The 15,408-nt window shown below is 50.3% G+C and carries 12 protein-coding genes; 9 read left to right on the forward strand and 3 right to left on the reverse strand.

Going from position 1 to position 15,408, the window contains the following annotated elements:
* Positions 1–57: 57 nt before the first annotated feature.
* The 5 genes from B9Y58_RS09110 (at position 58) to B9Y58_RS09130 (ending at position 5,211) form a co-directional block, all read left to right on the forward strand.
* Positions 58–870, forward strand: a complete 813-nt coding sequence (locus B9Y58_RS09110) for a thymidylate synthase (RefSeq protein WP_073055636.1) — start codon at positions 58–60, stop codon at positions 868–870.
* Positions 871–889: 19 nt separating this feature from the next.
* Positions 890–1,375 carry a dihydrofolate reductase gene (locus B9Y58_RS09115; RefSeq protein WP_073055635.1) on the forward strand — a complete coding sequence of 162 codons (486 nt, stop codon included), beginning with the start codon at positions 890–892 and terminating at the stop codon, positions 1,373–1,375.
* 69 nt (positions 1,376–1,444) lie between these two features.
* On the forward strand, positions 1,445–3,094 hold the full coding sequence (locus B9Y58_RS09120; RefSeq protein ID WP_143154667.1) for a sensor domain-containing diguanylate cyclase: 1,650 nt from the start codon (positions 1,445–1,447) through the stop codon (positions 3,092–3,094).
* Between the two features lie 62 nt (positions 3,095–3,156).
* Entirely contained in the window at positions 3,157–4,455 is a 1,299-nt protein-coding gene (locus tag B9Y58_RS09125; RefSeq protein ID WP_073055631.1) for an MgtC/SapB family protein, read from the forward strand.
* Between the two features lie 12 nt (positions 4,456–4,467).
* Positions 4,468–5,211 (forward strand): hydroxymethylpyrimidine/phosphomethylpyrimidine kinase, encoded by a 744-nt coding sequence (locus B9Y58_RS09130; protein ID WP_073055629.1) that lies wholly within the window; start codon positions 4,468–4,470, stop codon positions 5,209–5,211.
* Positions 5,212–5,450: 239 nt separating this feature from the next.
* On the opposite strand, the gene typA is transcribed toward B9Y58_RS09130, so the two are convergent.
* Complete coding sequence (typA, locus tag B9Y58_RS09135; RefSeq protein WP_073055627.1) at positions 5,451–7,283, reverse strand: translational GTPase TypA; 1,833 nt, start codon at positions 7,281–7,283, stop codon at positions 5,451–5,453.
* A gap of 100 nt (positions 7,284–7,383) precedes the next feature.
* Between typA and B9Y58_RS09140 the strand changes: the two genes are divergently transcribed.
* Entirely contained in the window at positions 7,384–7,839 is a 456-nt protein-coding gene (locus tag B9Y58_RS09140) for a hypothetical protein (RefSeq protein ID WP_143154666.1), read from the forward strand.
* Here B9Y58_RS09140 and B9Y58_RS09145 read toward each other — a convergent pair.
* Positions 7,836–9,074 carry a hypothetical protein gene (locus B9Y58_RS09145; protein ID WP_073055624.1) on the reverse strand — a complete coding sequence of 413 codons (1,239 nt, stop codon included), beginning with the start codon at positions 9,072–9,074 and terminating at the stop codon, positions 7,836–7,838. The two genes, B9Y58_RS09140 and B9Y58_RS09145, sit on opposite strands and share 4 nt — an antisense overlap.
* Before the next feature lie 66 nt (positions 9,075–9,140).
* Entirely contained in the window at positions 9,141–9,632 is a 492-nt protein-coding gene (locus B9Y58_RS09150) for a peptide chain release factor family protein (RefSeq protein WP_073055623.1), read from the reverse strand.
* A gap of 21 nt (positions 9,633–9,653) precedes the next feature.
* Here B9Y58_RS09150 and B9Y58_RS09155 point away from each other — a divergent pair, with 21 nt between their 5' ends.
* From B9Y58_RS09155 to B9Y58_RS09165, 3 genes are read left to right on the forward strand one after another with little or no spacing between them, the layout of a single operon-like run.
* Entirely contained in the window at positions 9,654–10,379 is a 726-nt protein-coding gene (locus B9Y58_RS09155; RefSeq protein WP_233247896.1) for a hypothetical protein, read from the forward strand.
* Between the two features lie 9 nt (positions 10,380–10,388).
* Positions 10,389–11,261 (forward strand): hypothetical protein, encoded by an 873-nt coding sequence (locus tag B9Y58_RS09160; protein WP_109639732.1) that lies wholly within the window; start codon positions 10,389–10,391, stop codon positions 11,259–11,261.
* Between the two features lie 40 nt (positions 11,262–11,301).
* Positions 11,302–15,408 (forward strand): C25 family cysteine peptidase, encoded by a 4,107-nt coding sequence (locus B9Y58_RS09165; protein ID WP_073055620.1) that lies wholly within the window; start codon positions 11,302–11,304, stop codon positions 15,406–15,408.

The raw sequence follows: 15,408 nt of genomic DNA on the forward strand, positions 1-15,408 counted from the left end.
CTGTAAACTTCCTACTTCCAACTTCCTACTTCCTACTTTTTTTATTAAATTAGAAACATGCAACAATACCTAGACCTGCTCAAGGATATTTTGGAAAACGGAGTTGACCGTTCTGACCGTACGGGTACGGGAACTCGCTCTGTTTTTGGCCGCCAGTGCCGTTATGATTTGTCCAAGGGATTCCCTTGCCTGACGACTAAAAAGCTGCACTTGCGCTCGATTATTCATGAACTGCTGTGGTTCTTGAAGGGCGATACGAACATCAAGTATCTGCACGACAACAAGGTGACTATTTGGGACGAATGGGCTGACGAAAACGGCGACCTGGGCCCCGTTTATGGTCACCAGTGGCGTAGCTGGCCTACCCCTGATGGAGGCCATATCGACCAGATTCAGAATTTGGTTAACAGCCTCAAGAACAATCCCGATTCCCGCCGTCACCTGGTGTGCGCTTGGAATGTGGCCGAAGTGGATAAAATGGCCTTGCCGCCCTGCCACTGTCTGTTCCAGTTCTATGTGGGCGGTGTAGGTGCTTCGGGCAAGCGTAAGCTCAGCTGCCAGCTGTACCAGCGTAGTGCCGATACATTCCTCGGGGTTCCGTTCAATATCGCTTCTTATGCGCTTTTGACTTTGATGCTTGCTCAGGTTTGCGACTACGAACCGGGCGAATTTATTCATACCTTGGGTGATACGCACCTGTATTCGAACCATTTTGAACAGGCGCGCGAACAGCTGACGCGCACGCCGCGCAAGTTGCCGACCATGAAGTTAAATCCGGCAGTGAAGGATCTTTTTGAATTCAAGTTCGAAGACTTTGAACTGGTCGATTACGACCCGTGGCCGACAATTAAAGCGCCGATTGCGGTATAAGTGAAGGGGAGGCAAAGAGATGCTGATTTCTGCAATTGTCGCAATTTCTCAGAATAATGTAATCGGTCGCGATGGCCATTTACCGTGGCATTTGTCGGCGGACCTCAAACGGTTCAAGGCGATTACTACGGGCCATTCTATTGTGCTTGGCCGCAAGAATTACGATGATATTGGACGCCCGCTTCCGAACCGCACCAATTATGTGCTGACTCGGAATGTGGCATTTGAAGCTCCAGGCTGCATTGTTTGCAATAATCTTTCTCAGGCGATTGAGAACGCTCGCGCCGCCCATGAAACAGAATGCTTTATCATTGGCGGCGCGGCGGTTTACCGCGAAGCCATGCCTTTGGTACAAAAGCTTTATGTGACTCGTGTGCTAGCTGATGTCGAAGGCGATGTGCTGTTCCCGGAATGGGGCGACGGCTGGCATAAGGTGAGCGAAGAACGTTTCGAAGCCGATGAAAAGAATGATTATCCGACAACATTTGAAGTCTGGGAGCGTTAATTGGTAGAACCGGAAAAAATTCATAAGCAATATTTGTGGGTGACGTCAGTTTCGGCTGCAGTGTTGCTTTTGTTGTTTGTCGTTTTTTTGTTTGCGGTCCGTTCCAATGGCGTAGCTCCGCAACATGTCCGTCTTGATAAAGGTTGGACCGTTACATATAAGGGCGAAAAGACCGAAGTCGAATCTTTGGTGAATTACACGTTCCCCAAAAGACTCCGGAGTGGCGATTCTTTAATATTGGAAGGCGAAATTCCGGCCAACCTGCTTGCGCATTCAATTTTTAGATTCCGGACGGTGCACAGCGCTGTCGAGGTTTTTGAAAATGGCAAAAGCGTGTATGAGTATGGTAAAGATAAAGTGTTCCCGGGATGCGGCTTTCACCTCGTCCACTTGAATCACGGTGAACTTCAAAAGTTAAAAGTAGTTCTTATCGAAAAAGTGAACAATCGAAAAATCACTTTCTCGGCATATGAACTTTTACCTGAAGAATACGCTACAAGTGATTATTCCTCGCACCATATTTTTGCGCTTGTCATTGGAATATTCCTTATTCTTTTTGGCGTATTTGCGGTTTTGATTGGTGCGGTCATGCGGATTTACGGAGTCAATTATTTCCGTCTGTTGATGATCGGATTCCTGTCGTTTACGTTTGGCACTTGGACGATGTGCTATACGAAACTGATCCAGATTGTGTCGTATAATTTGACTCTCAATACGACCCTTGAATATATTTGCCTCTATTTTTCTCCGATTCCATTTACGTTGCTGCTTTGGAACATGCACCGGATGCGACTCAATCGATCCAAGACTTTGGTGATGAAAATTCTGGTAGTCTATGAGGTGGTTTATCTGGTTGTCACATCGGTCCTTCATTTTTCAGGTTTGTTCTTCTACCCTCAAATGCTGGTATTCTTCCATGTGGTTGTATTTTTCGGATTGGTATACTTTGTTTATTCCGGTATTCTCTACAACAAAAAAATGGACGAATCCGGAAAGATTCTTTCTCGCGGCGTCTTGTTCTTTGTGGTGATGGTGGTGGCGGACATGCTTCGCTATAATTTTGCTCGTCATCTTGCTGCTGATATACCTTTGCTGGGATCGTCCTGGATTCCGTTGGGTACGCTTGGCTTTGTGCTGTCGCTTGTACAAAGCTATGTCGTTTATTTGGTATATATTCTGGAAGACCGCGCCGAAAAGGGGGCACTCGCTACGATGGCTTATCTGGATGCTTTGACGGGGCTTTTCAACCGTGCCAAGTGCCAGCAGATTTTTGATATTTTAGATAAGAGTTTTGGCGACTACGCCTTTGTGAGTATTGACATGAATGGCCTTAAGGCTGTGAATGACAAGTACGGCCATAACGAAGGCGACCGGTTCATTAAAGCTTTTGCAGAAGTTTTCAAGGAAGCTTTTAAGGGCGTTGGAACGACCATTCGTGTAGGCGGTGATGAATTTTTGGCTATTGTTCGCAGTGAACATGTGGCTGATGTGAAGAGCGCTGTCAAAAAAATGACGGAACTTCAAAGAGAATGTAGCGCCAAATTGCCAATTCCACTGGAAGTTGCCTATGGTACCGCCTTCAAACATGAATTTTTGGAGTATTCTTTTAGCGTCGCAGAAGAACAACGCATAGATGCCGAAAAAGTCTACCATTTGGCGGATGAACGCATGTACGCTATGAAATCATCCATGAAGTCAAAATCGGCGCGTAAAGAATAATTTTTTGATATTTTCTTTCGCCATTCGGCCCTTGTCTTGTGTCTTTAATATATATTAAAGACATGCTAGACTTTAACGTGTTTTACCGTTTAGCGGCTGCCATTGGCATAGGCCTGATTATTGGGCTGCAGCGCGAGCATACGTATATGGACAAGTCGGATCGGCATCCGGCTGGTGTCCGCTCGTTTACGCTAGTGGGCCTAGCGGGTGCCATGACGGCTATGCTTTCGGATTTGATGAATGGTGTTGCACCCTTTGTGACGGGTTTTGTCGTTGTTGGACTTTTGCTTGTGGCGTCTCATTTGTCTTATGCCATGGGGCGTCGCCCCAAAGAAGGGCAACCGGTGGTGAGTAATGACGGTATAACCACAAACATTGCTGTCCTTGTGGTGTATTTGCTGGGCGCCATTTCTTGGTACGGTCGCCTGCTGGAATCTTGCATTGTGGTGGTGGTGATGCTTTGGGTACTTTCGGCGAAGGAACAGTTGCATACGTTTGCCCAGCGTCTTTCAAAAGAAGACATTATCGCCATCGTTAAATTTGCGGTGATTACGGCGCTGGTGTTGCCGTTCCTCCCAAATAATTCTTACGGCCCGCCGGGACTTGAAGTCTTGAATCCGCGGTCAATCTGGATTTTTGTGGTGTTCATTTCGGGCATCGGTTTTGTGGGCTATGGTTTGATCAAGCTTGTGGGGCCGGGCAAAGGAATTTGGCTTACGGGCTTGCTTGGTGGCCTTGCCAGCAGTACGGCGCTTACGCTTAATTTGGCGGGGCGAAGCCGCGAAAACGAGGCTTACGCGTCGGACTTTACGCTTGGCATTGTGCTGAGCTGGGCGGTGATGTATGTGCGCCTTTATTTGATTTGCGTGTTTCTGAGTAGTTCCTTGGCCGGGCCCCTGGCGTTACCGTTGCTGTTACCGGTAGTGCCGGCGCTGGGTTATGCGCTTTACCTTAAGGTGAAGGAATTCCGCAATCACCAGCAGAAATCGGCTGATTTTACGAACCCCTTTAAGCTTTTGCCAGCAATCAAGTTCGGCGTCATCTTTACTTGTGTGATGTTCGTGGCCAATGCGGCTCGCGTTTACCTAGGGTCGGGAGCGCTGCTCGCTTGCAGTTTTTTGGGCGGTGCTGCCGAAATGGATGCGGTGGCGTTCTCGGTTATTGATATGAATCTGAAATCGGGCCTTGCCGTGCGTGAGTTGGTGCTGGCGCTGTTGTTTGCTAGCCTCGCCAATACAATCACGAAGGGTGGCTTGGTGTTTTTCTTGGGCGCGAAGTCGATGCGTCGTCCGATATTGCCTGCGGTGGTGCTGATTTGCCTAGTGACGGCCGGCTTGATCGGGTATTACGCGTTCGTATAAAAAGGATAGGGTATGGGTGAAAAATTGATTCACGCTTTGACGGTAGCGGGCTTTGACGGCTCTGCCGGGGCGGGCTTTATCTCGGACATCAAGACGATGGCGCATTTTGGCGTGTACGGCCAGGCGGTCTGCACGGCGCTCACGCAACAGAACGAAGAAGAATTCGTGGCGCCAGGCTGGGTCATTTGGGACCGCATCGAGGCGCAACTTGAAACGCTTTTTAAAAAGCATAAGTTTAAGTACGTGAAAATCGGGCTTGTGGAAAAGGCCCGCACCTTAAAGCGCATTGTGGAATTTGTCCGTGAAAAGTCGCCGTATGCATTCATCGTGTGGGACCCGATTGCAAGTGCTTCGGCGGGTTTTCACTTTATGCGCGATGCCGAAAAATTCTTGCCGATTATGAAGTCTATTGACTTGGTGACGCCGAACCAAGATGAATTTGCCTACTTGGGTCTGGGGCTTGCGGAATCCCGCGGACAAATCAAGATGGGCCGCGACTTTGCCGTACTCCTGAAGGGTGGCCATGCCCGCGGCAAGGAATCGATCGATACCTTGTGGTATAATGAAGAACAGTTCAAGTTTATTAGCCCGCGGCTCCCCGGCAAAGGCAAGCACGGCACCGGCTGCGTGCTCAGTTCTGCAATCCTTGCAAACGTCGCCCTCGGTAAGGACGTTCCTACCGCCTGCGAAATCGCCAAGCAGTACATGAACGAATACCTGGAAAGCGGTGAAGGAAGGCTCGGGTTCTTGGTGTAAACATCCCTCTTTTGCATAAGAAAAAGCCCCGCAGTGCGGGGCTTTTAATGCTTTTAGATCCTGCTCCTTCGAACCTAACTCAACTAAGACACTAAAGAGTCTAGTTTCGTATATCGACTTCGCTCAGGATGACAATTGCGGTCTCTGTGAGCAACAAAGCCCCTGGTATTAACTAGGGGCGGTTGCGAGAGGACTGGCTCCAGAGTAAGGATTTTGCTGGTTTTAGCCAGTCCGGTCGTTTAGTCTTCTTCGGCCGGGCGCTTGGAGAGCTGCTTACGCTTGATCGGGTCGAGCTCGGTCTTGCGGAGGCGCAGCACTTCCGGCGTGACTTCGATGCATTCGTCTTCGTTGATGAAGGTGACGCATTCTTCCAGAGTCAGGCGGCGGTACGGAGTCAGCTGGATCATGTCGTCGGCAGACTTGGAACGCATGTTGGTAAGGTGCTTACCCTTCGTGACGTTCACGATGATGTCGACGTCGCGGTTGTGTTCACCCACGATCATGCCCGGATAAACTTCGGCACCCGGTCCGATGATGAGGTAACCGCGGTCTTCCAGGTTGGAAAGTGCATAGCTTGCGGCTTCGCCCGGTTCCTTCGCGATGAGCACGCCGTTCACGCGGGCCGGAATTTCGCCCTTGTACGGTTCGTAGTCCTTGAAGATGGACTGGCTGACGGCGTAACCCTTGGAAAGGGACAACAGCTTCGGGCGTATTCCGATAAGGCCACGGGAGGGCACCAGGTATTCGAGAGTCACGCGGTCGTTTTCGTCGGTGGTCATGTTGACCATTTCGCCCTTACGGGTGTTGATTTCCTGGATGCAGGCGCCGCTGAATTCGTTCGGCACTTCGACCTTGAATTCTTCGATCGGTTCGAGGAGCTTGCCGTTTTCGTCGGTCTTGAAGATCACCTGCGGAGAACCGATGGTGAATTCATAGAGTTCACGACGCATGTTTTCGACGAGGATGGTCAAGTGGAGAATGCCACGGCCGGACACCTTGAAGGTGGAGGCGCCGTCGACCTTTTCGACGAGGAGGGCGGGGTCGGCCATGTGGGCGCGTTCCAGACGTTCCTGGAGCTGGTTACCCGTCATGAACTTTCCACCGTACTTACCGGCCAGGGGCGAGGTGTTCACGGTGAAGAGCATAGAGATGGTCGGCGGGTCAATGTGGATGCGGGGGAGGTGCACCGGATTGTTCGTAGAAGAAAGGGTATCACCGATGTCGAAGTTGTCGAGACCGGCAATCAAGATGATGTCGCCCGGACCCGCTTCTTCGATCGGCTGTGGGGTCAGGCCTTCGTAGCGCAGAATCTTCTGGATACGGATGTTCTTCACCTTGCCGTCGCTCGTAGCCTGGGCAACGGTCATGTTCGGCTTGAAGGTACCCTGCTGCACGCGGCCCACGGCCAAGCGGCCGAGGAAGCCCGAGTATTCAAGCGATGCAATCTGCAGAAGCGGTTCTGCTGCCGGATCGCCCTTCGGGGCCGGGATGCGTTCGATAATCTTGTCCATCAAAATGTGGAAGTCGCCATCCGGGTCTTCCATTTCGGCCTTGCAGATGCCCTTACGGCCAGAACCGAACACCTTGTCGAAGTCCAGCTGCTGTTCGTTGGCGTCGAGTTCGCAGAACAGGTCGAACACCTTGTCAAGAGCGGCGTGCGGGTTGCAGCCGTCGCGGTCGATCTTGTTCACGACGACGATAGGAATAAGTCCCATTTCAAGGGCCTTCTGGGTCACAAAGCGGGTCTGAGCCATGGGGCCTTCGAAGGCGTCCACCACCAGAATCACGCCGTCCACCGTGCCGAGCACGCGTTCCACCTGGCCACCGAAGTCGGCGTGCCCCGGGGTATCGACGATGTTCACGCGATAGCCCTTGTACATGACGCTCGTGTTCTTGGAAAGGATGGTGATGCCGCGTTCGCGTTCCAGGTTGTCGCTATCCATCACGCGTTCGTTGACTTCCTCGTTTTCGTGGAATGTTCCGCACTGCTTGAGGAGCTGGTCCACCAGGGTGGTTTTACCGTGGTCAACGTGGGCGATAATGGCGACGTTTCTGATTTTAGATGTATCCATAATGGCTCTTTTGATTGACGTTTATTTTTGCGCGCAAATTTAGAAATTCTAGCCGATTATGGCAATGTTTTGGGGGCAAGTTTACTATATTTGGGCTACTATGGCAAAAGAACTCGACAATTTTGACGATGAAGAAATGGACGAAGCCGCCCTCGAGAAGTTCGATTCCGAGGACTCCCTTGCCCAGACCCCCCAGGTTCGCGACTATAGCGACCGCCGTATCCTGATTTGGGAAGAAGACGATTCCCATCGCGACGCTTGCCTGACCGTGCTGACCGACCTTCTGGTGGGAGCAACCATCAAGGCTGTAAAAACCGAGGCCGAAGCCCAGGAACAGCTCGAAAATGACGACTGGGATACTTTCGTTGTCGACTTCTACACCGAAGGCGTTTCTTCTAGCGACTTCATCAAGAGCGCAAACAACTATCCGGGCTCCATTCTGGTGGCCCTGAACATGGGTCCGCTGACTCTTGCTGAAGAACGCGATCCAGCCCGCACAGAATTACTGCGCAGGCTGTTTGACGTTGAACGCGCTAATACGCAGATTCACGCTTAATTACATAAATTCAGTTCGCCCGGAGTGGGGGCCGCAAGGCACCATGCCGAGGAATCCGAACGCACTTTCCAGTGGTCGACGATGAGTTGGCCACTTTGATTGTATTTGCCGCTACCCAGGGCGGGAACTACATTAGTGTGCACCGAGTCGGGGGCGCTTGCATAGTACAGGGAATCCAGAGTGATTCCGTCGCATTGCAAGACGATGCTCCCTTTGCTGTTGGTCATGTCGCTCCAGCCGTCGGTGTTGACGTAGGTTGCAGGTGTCCTTTCGGAGATTGCATCTCCCAAGACGAGGGCTGCTCCCGGCAGGATTTCACTTACGGTGAGTGCGTAGCGCTTGAGGACGTTGGAGCTGGTGATACCTAAGACGCAGTCGTCCAGAAGCAAGGTGTCGATGGTTCCGTTGTAGATTTCAACGAATTCGAACTGCGAACTGTCCTTTGCGTTTGGGGCTGCAAAATATTCCGTAATCAGCAGGTCGTCGACTTGCGGCTTTCGGAATCCGGCTCGAAGGGGCAACGTGATTTCGACGTAACGCTCCTCTGCGGTCTTGATCGCTAGGGCCACCTGGCTTCGCAACGAGTTCAGCGTGAGGTCTGGCACCGGGCTGTCTTCGGTAAGCAGGAACTTGTCGCTTAGGCTGTAGATGGCGTTCCCGTCAGAATCGTACAGGAAAATCTGCACGTCATATTCAACGCCGAGCTTGAGCATATCGCTTTTGAAGTAGATTTTCCCGGTGGATTCCGCCATAGGAATTTCGTAGCGGTCGCTTTCCGAAGAGAGTATCATGGTGCCGCTCGCGATGCCGCTTTCGTTTTTTAGTCCCGTGGGGACTTCCACAAGCACGAATCCTACGATAGGGTGCATCTGGATAGAAAGGGTCTCGGAGGAACCCGCTTCGAGTTTGGTCGACAGTTCACCGACCTGCATTAGGGCCCCGTTGGCATAGATTTTAGCCTTGAAGGACCAGTTGTCGCTAGGGAACAGATCCATGTTAAAAAGGGCGCTGTCGGCGGAACGTACATAGTGCAGCGTGTCCGCTCCGTAGCAGTCTAGTACCAGGCTGTCAAGCAGCGGGGGTGTGCTGTATTGCAGCCTGAGTGCAACGGAAGCGTGTTCTGCTCCACTGATGATGGCGTTTGTTTCGTGGGGTTCACTGCCACAGTTCCAGAGCGCGAGTGCGCAAAGGATCGATGTGGCCATGGTTGCGTGTTTTGTTTTAATAGGACTCATAATACCTCCATTTGGTTGAGTGGTCCTATTTATTAACACGCTAAAATTGAAAAAACGGTTCAAAATTTAGAGCTTTAGTGCCTTTTGTCCGTTTTGTTTTCGGTTTCCTTGCAGCTTTGTGGCACAGGCTTTGTCTTGCCTTAAGATTTTTACGAGTGCACTAGGCGTCAGGTTGAAGGCCGCCGCGGCTGCCTTGGTGTCGCCGTTCTTGGTCGCCATGATGTCGAAAACGTGGGCAACGAACAACGGGAACAGCGCATTGCTCGGTTGCAGGTGCCCGTTACTCCCCGGGAAGGGCATTTCGGGGTTTGCAGGGGCTTCGCGAACCTGCAGGGCGAGTGCCATTTGCATTCGGTGTAGCGCATGGACCTTGTTTTCGTGAGCGCTCCTGCCTTCGCACGATTTGATTTCTAAATTGAAATCCCGTAAACCGAGCAGAACGCCCGTGTTGGTCTTGTTGCGGTGCTGACCGCCGGGACCCGACCCTTGAAAACCCTTGAGGGTGCAAGCGCGGAGCAGTTCGTCCAACGTCATTTTTAAATAGGTATCGCGATGCATACTCTTAAAAATACAATTGTTATGGCCCTTGCAGTAGGGGTGAGTGTTTTCTTTTGGGCTTGTGCGGGTTCTTCGAATGCAAAAGATACGAACGATCCGCGCAACGAATCCCTGGTGGATGCCACTCTTGGCGAATCCGCAGAAATCAAGAACGAAAAGGTGGGACACCGCGAGTACGACAAACAGGCCATGCTTGAATCGATGTTCCAGAATCTCCTGAACGCGATTCACGAAGATACGCCTGCCGACGACCTTTATGCCATGCTGACCGATTCTTCGGAATATTGGCTCGATACGTTGGAAAATCATGCGAGAACGTATAGACCCGAAGATTTGGATACTTGCCAATTCTACGAAATCTATTCGATTTTGCTTTACCGCCTTTACGAACGCGAACACCTGTGGCAGGTTCCCGAAGACCGCATGCTTTGGCTCTATATGTCAAAAGCGGGAATTATGCATAACTTTACCAAGTTGAAACTTGGTCCCATGAAAATCAAGAATGACCGTGGAAGCATCGGACTTGAACAGAGCCCCGAAGTGCCGATCATGATTTTTGAATGGGACGATAAGTCCTGGAAGCTGGACTTGGTCGAAACGGTGCCTCTGATTACCAAGGGTATTGAAGCGACGGCCGTCAAGAAGAGCTGGACCAACAAGAAACTGGCCCTCTACTGGCTGGACCGTGAATACCACATGACCTATTCTAGATTGGACGATTCTCTCTGTGAACCGATTGGGTTCTAATCAATGCGGATGAAACATTTTAAGTTTTTCGTTGTCTTTTTGATGTCGGCGGTTTGCTTGTGGGCTGCTCCCAAAAGTAAACCTTATACGGCCGGTTCTGCAAAGGTCGTAGGTGCAGTCGAATCCAAGAAACCGTTTAGCGGCGAGCGCCTTTTTGCAACGCTCGATTCCGTAGGCGGTACGGGAACCTGGATGGAATGGGACGTGAACGGCGTCAAGGATCCGTCGCTGATGGGAATTCTGGACCCTATGCTGAAGGGGACGAACAAGCCCGAAATGGTGTGGGTGATTACGGAACGCGCAAAGCCTTTGGTGGCGGTACTTCTGCCTAAGGGGAACGGCGAGACAATCCTCTTTTACGAACTGCAGTCACTTGATGCAAAACCGGAACCGTTGGCGATCAATGCGGTTCTTCGCCCCGAGGTAGTTCTTAGGGATTACAGACAAATTTCTGAAACGGAATATGTTCACCGCGACAAGGACAACTTGAAGGTGAAATTGCTTTCGTCGGGGATGGTGTTTTCTTACGACAAGAAAGGGGAAGAACCCCTTTACATGGTAAAAGACTATGCCTCGAGAACCCTTGACGAAAAGGCTTCGATTCTGACGGACTACGAAGACTATTTCAAGTACGAGTATTCGTTGATGCTCCGGGCTTTTGTGCAATCTGTTCGTGGTGTGTTCAATTGGCAGCCGTGGCATTGGTACATGCCTGCCTGGAATTCTAAATGGATGCTGAAACGTTCCGAGTTGGAGGCGATTCTTGTACGTGGTGTAGCCCCCTCGTTTTTCACGCTTTTTAAGGCTACTACGGCAGCCGGAGAAACCATTGAATTCCGCACGAACGGAAATGGCTATTCGGAATTGGAAATTCGGCGCTAAATGATAAATCTAGGCTCCCGCTATTTGCTATTTTAGTAGCGTGAAGCCCAATGTACTTATAACTCTATTTGTGGCCTTGGGGGCAATTTGTTCTTTTGCCCGCGTGGTCGAAGATTCCAAGAGCCGATTTGTCTTGGACGATAATGTTATTGAATCCAGTATTCATGAATGCTTGGATGGGAACGACCGTGGCGGAGTTTTTTTGCCTGAAAACGCGGCCTACCTGGATGGCAATGCGGTTCCTTTCCGCTATTACCATGTCGCTCTTCCGTCGAACCAGAAACCTTCTGTTTCTGTGACCGATTCCAAAATGGTTCCCCTGGGAAGGTCTCTTTGTAAGGGGGGCCCTGGTGGTGCCTCGGATTCGTTACGCATTTTGCCGGTGAATGTTTCTGAACCGGTCTTGCGTGATGGACTCTGGATAACCGATATTCGCGTACCTCTTTATGTCAGGAATGGTTCCTCGGTTTCCCTCCGCAAGAATTTCCGCTTGAACGTCCAGTTCAACGGTTCCGTAAATGGTGTCAATCCGGGGAAGCGAGCCTTATCCAAGGTGGGCAACCCTATTGCGGCGTCCCGTTTCGGAACGTCTAGGGCCAAGTCCATGAAGGCTTTGCGCAAAGAAGCTGACGGTGGCTTGAGCGATGTTTCGTTCTTGGCTAGACTTCAGGTGGGTGACAAGGGCGATCGGAGCATGGCCTCTTTCAGCGAAGATGGCCTGTATGCAGTTCCTTTTAGTGCTATTCGCAATTCGCTTCTGGTGTGGCAGCGTCAAAACGCCATCGATGGTATTCCCGTAGAAAGAATTTGTCTTTACGGTGCATCGCCCGATACCTTGGCAGATGTTGGTCCCGGTACAGAAGATCGTATACCGAATCAGATTTTTGAAATCCCCATCGAAGTCCGCGACCATACTCCTGGAGGCAGTACTCCCGACGGCATTTTTAATGACGGTGACTCCATTATCTTTGTCGGCTATGGCAGCGGATTTTGGAAACGCTGTGACCGCGAAGACCCCATGTTCGTGAACGGGAAAATGGATTATTACCATTCCTATTCCCCGTATTCCTTCTATCAGAAATTCCTGTTCGGTTATAAAAATTCCGGCAAGGGACTCCGCTTGAGTCAAAAGGTTGCAGCGCCTTCGGCTAATGGAAAAGATATCGCTTGGTTGCGCTATGCCCGTGCCGAAAAAGACGCTCTCTTGCGTGATACTTATTTTGGAAAGGAACTGGACTGGGAAAAGGCGACGGGTAAGGAATGGTTCTGGAAATGGCATTCCCGTAAGGAAACGGATCTCATCACGTTCTCCAATGACGAAATCAGGGAAATTGTTGATTTGCCTGGCATGGTGGAGGGCGGCAAGCAGTATGTGGCTACGAGTTATTTCCCGCATCGTTCCCTGTGGGCGAACTCGGCGCTCCAGGCCTACGATCAGGTAGCAAGCCTGACGCTTTCGGCTGACAGTTATAAACGCCGCATGGAATCCATCGTTTTTGCATTGGAAGTGAATGGACTTCGTGCAGAACTCTATGAAATGGAACTTATTCCGGGTGGTAATTTCCGCTTTGATAATCCGGGACTTTTGTCGCAGGGAAACCAGTATGTCCTGGAAATGTTGCCTAACGACAGACAATATGACCGCTTTGATGGTTTTACAGTTGCCTACCAGTGGAATCCTGTAGTCGATTCCGCGGAATGGCTTTTGCCTGGCGGTGCTGTTTCGGGTGTTGTCAATGTTCCTGTTCCGGCGCAGACGCAGGTTCTGAGATTCGTGAACTTGAAGCCCGTCGGGTTCTTGACTGCATCGGGAACGGTGGCGAAGGATAGCATTCCTGTTGGCGAAGATGTAAGGTATTTGGCTGTCCGCGAAAATGTGTACCGTTCGGGACTGAAGGTCGAAGGCATTCCTGATTATGGCGATGGTGTTTTGAAGGATCTGTCGAAACCCAATTCAAAACTGGAATACCTGATTATCTCTCCTACTGAATTCCTGGAGCCGGCAAAGGCTTTGGCTGAATTCCGCAATGACGAATCTTCTGTGAAACCGATCCCGACTTCGGTAGTGGTTCTTGAAGATATTTACGACCGCTATACGGGTGGACGCGTCTCGCCGGTGGCAGTCCGTAACTACATCTCTTACGTTTATTCTGTATGCCCGAACTTCCGCTATGTTTTGCTTGTGGGGGCAGGAAATTTTGACTATCGCGGCTTTGACAGCAAGTTGTCGACCTCTTATTTCCCGCCTTTTGAAAAAGAAGACGGTGTGGTTGAAGATTTCTTTGGCGTACTCGATTCCGGAGAAGCGGTAATGTACGGCCGTTACGATTTGGATGTCGCGGTAGGTAGACTTCCGATTTCTTCGGTGACGGAATTTGCCAACTATATCGAAAAGGCGAAAGATTACGAAAAGAAAGGTGTCATGGATTATTCGGATTGGCGCACCACCTTGTTGCATGCGGCCGATGACGCTCGAAATAGTGGCATGGACGATTTGACGAGGCATACGTGGTACCAGGAATCCGTTGTGAAGGCACTTGATGAAATGGCTGATTCTAAACAGGAACGTTGGAATTTCAAGAAAATTTACTTGCTTGATTATCCGGAAGATGCGTCAAGCCAGAAGAAGGCCGCTGCAGATGACTTTATCAATATCTTGAATCAGGGAGCCCTGTTTACGACATACTTTGGACACGGTTCCAAGACGGATTGGGCTAGCGAAGGCCTTTTGAAGCCGAGCTACATTCCCAAGCTTTCGAATAAGGGCCGTTATACCATTTTGGGATCCTTCTCTTGCACGGTCGGACGTTTTGATGAAGGTACAAGTCGTTCGCTATCCGAAGAATTCCTTGTGACTCCTAATGCGGGATCTATTGTCTCTATTGGTGCAACTCGCGAAACCTTTGCCGATTATAATTTCAATTTCGGAAAGAGTCTCTTGATGAACGCCTTGATGGAAAATGGAGAAACCATTGGCATGGCTGTTCTTAAGACGAAACGGTCTGTTGGCATGGATTACGAAAGGCAACGTTACAACAATGAACGTTATGTACTTTTGGGTGAACCGGTGATTCATATGCCCAGCAGTGATTTCAAGATATTGCTGGATACGCCTCTTGATTCAATCAAGGGCTTGGATCGAATGACTTTGTCCGGTACAGTAGAGGGCATGAACGACGGCTATATCGATTTGGTATTGCGAGAAGGCCGCGTGTTCAAGAGAATGTCTCTAGAAGTGAATGATGATTCCCTCGATGTGTTCTATGATGGGGGGCTGGTTTATTCTGAAAAAATTCCGGTGAAGGGTGGCAAATTCGCTACGAGTTTTGTGACTCCCCGCAAGATTTCCATAGGCGATACGACGGCGGAATTCAGTGCTTGGGCCTATTCTACGAACGAAAGCTCTGTCGGTCGTTCTTGGATCAGGAACCTGGTCATTAGTGGAATTTCGGATTTTGCAGACTCGCTGAACGATACGTTGCCTCCGACGATTCAGTTGCAGCCCTGTTATGGTGGCGTAACGACGAATTATGCTGACGGAGAAACGGTCAAGTTGCAGTCTCCGGCTTGCCTGCAGGTGATTATCGAAGATTCTACCGCTATCGACTACAGAGAACATGCTGATGAAGGCATTGCCTTTGAAATCGAGGGCGTGCAGGATCCGTTCCACCCGTGGCCTTATTTGGAACAGACTTCGAAGCGAGCGAAACTTCGCATGAACTTTACTTCGGAACAGTATCCTGCTGGCAAATACGTTTTCAAGGTGTTTGCAAAGGACGTCTTGGATAATGTGGCGACTAAGACTTTGAATGTTGAAATTACGGACGACATGGAATCAGGTCTTGCCGATGTGTTCAACGTGCCGAACCCGATGGGCAAAAAAGGAACGACCTTCTACTTCAAGAATTTGACTCCCGATAACAGAACGTCGAAGGTTGACATCTTTATCTACAACCAGAATGGCAAACTGGTGAAAGTGATTAAAGATGCTGTTTCGGGCGTGACGCATTGGAATGGCCGCGACAATCACGGCCGACCCCTTGCTAATGGCTTGTACCACTACGTGGTACGCAGCACCGTGGCCGCTAGCGGTGATTTCGGAAAGAAAACTTGGACTAAAAAACAGAAACTATTGATTTCGAGGTAA

The sequence above is a fragment of the Fibrobacter sp. UWB15 genome (assembly GCF_900177705.1).
Lineage (GTDB): Bacteria > Fibrobacterota > Fibrobacteria > Fibrobacterales > Fibrobacteraceae > Fibrobacter.